Origin of the sequence: Microbacterium sp. BF1, assembly GCF_019279095.1 — a bacterium.
Lineage (GTDB): Bacteria > Actinomycetota > Actinomycetes > Actinomycetales > Microbacteriaceae > Microbacterium > Microbacterium maritypicum.
This window is the reverse complement of the sequence record NZ_JAGYWT010000608.1, coordinates 1-1,380: the sequence shown is the minus strand read 5'-3', so window position 1 is coordinate 1,380 and position 1,380 is coordinate 1. Positions and strand designations below refer to the sequence as shown.

1 protein-coding gene and 2 pseudogenes are annotated in these 1,380 nt (G+C 69.4%); all 3 read right to left on the bottom strand.

Translation table 11 applies throughout. The annotated features are described in order from the left end of the window. A pseudogene (locus tag KZA10_RS15365) lies at positions 1–287 on the bottom strand (argininosuccinate lyase); the annotation flags it as partial. Further along, a complete protein-coding gene (gene argF / locus KZA10_RS15360; protein WP_017828583.1) occupies positions 287–1,216 on the bottom strand; it encodes an ornithine carbamoyltransferase in 930 nt (309 codons plus the stop codon). The gene argF and the pseudogene KZA10_RS15365, both read right to left, overlap by 1 nt. Next, a pseudogene (locus KZA10_RS18840) lies at positions 1,213–1,380 on the bottom strand (acetylornithine transaminase); the annotation flags it as partial. The pseudogene KZA10_RS18840 and the gene argF, both read right to left, overlap by 4 nt.

Below are 1,380 nucleotides of genomic sequence, written 5' to 3'. Positions count from 1 at the left end.
CCGTGCACGTCCTCATCCGTCGGCACAGGGCGCAGGGTGCCGTCGGCGACCTTGCGCGCCACGGCATCCAGGCCCTCGTGCATCCGCTGCGCCTCATCGGGTTCGAGGTACCCGGCCGCGGCGAGCGCGGTGGCGTGAGCATGCGAACCGGCGATGTCGTACGGCGCGAGGATCCAGTCGAAATGCGTGGAGCGACTCAGCTCCACCAGCTCGGGCGAGGGGCCCGTGGCGAAGCGGGCGCCCCAGAGCGCGCCCTCGTTGGTTCCTTCGTGCGTCGAATCGCTCATCACGCGTCCTTCTTGCCGAGAAGCCAGACCAGGAGCGCCTTCTGCGCGTGCAGCCGGTTCTCCGCCTCGTCCCACACCACGCTCTGCGGACCGTCGATCACGCTGGAGTCGACCTCGTAGCCGCGGTCGGCGGGGAGGCAGTGGATGAAGATCGCCTCGGGGTCGGCCAGGGCCATCGTCTCGGGGGTGACCTTGTAGCCGCCCAGATCGCGGATGCGCGCGATCTTCTCCTCTTCCTTGCCCATCGAGACCCAGGTGTCGGTCACGACGACGTCGGCACCGGCCGCAGCCTCGACCGGGTCGGTGTAGAGGGTGATCGAACCACCGGTCTCGGCGGCACGGCGATCGGCCGCCTCGATGACATCGGCGCGAGGGGCGTAGTCCTCCGGTGAGGCGATCCGCACGTGCATTCCCGCCGTGACCCCGGCGAGGGCGTACGAGTGCGCCATGTTGCTCTGCCCATCACCGAGGAAGGTGAGCGTGAGCCCCTTCAGGTCGCCCTTGTGCTCACGGATGGTGAGCAGGTCGGCGAGCAGCTGGCAGGGGTGGAAGTCGTCGGAGAGCGCGTTGATGACCGGCACCCGAGTGCCTTCGGCCATCTCCTCGAGCCCGGACTGCGCGTAGGTGCGCCACACGATGGCGGCGACCTGGCGCTCGAGCACGCGCGCGGTGTCGGACGGCGTCTCCTTGCCGCCGAGCTGGCTGCTCGCGGTCGAGATGATCAGCGGCGAACCGCCGAGATCGGCGATGCCCACCGCGAACGAGACGCGGGTGCGCGTGGAGGACTTGTCGAAGATGACCGCGACCGTCTGGGGACCGGCGAGGCTCTTGTCGGCCCACCGATCCTTCTTCAGCTCGATGGCGAGATCGAGGATCTCGGCCTGCTCGGCGGGGGTCAGATCGTCGTCACGCAGCAGGTGGCGGGTCATGCGGATACCTTTCCGGCAACAGAGGCCTGGACGTCGGCGAGAGCGGCCGTGAACAGCTCGCGGAACTCGGCGAGCTCGGTGTCGCCGATCGTGAGGGCCGGCGCGATGCGGACCGTCTCGGGGTTGGCGGCGTTGACGATGAGGCCGCGCTCCTGGGCGGCCGC

Bases quoted from the DNA above. Each gene is read 5' to 3' on its own strand.
- argF (WP_017828583.1), bottom strand. From the start codon at position 1,216: ATGACCCGCCACCTGCTGCGTGACGACGATCTGACCCCCGCCGAGCAG.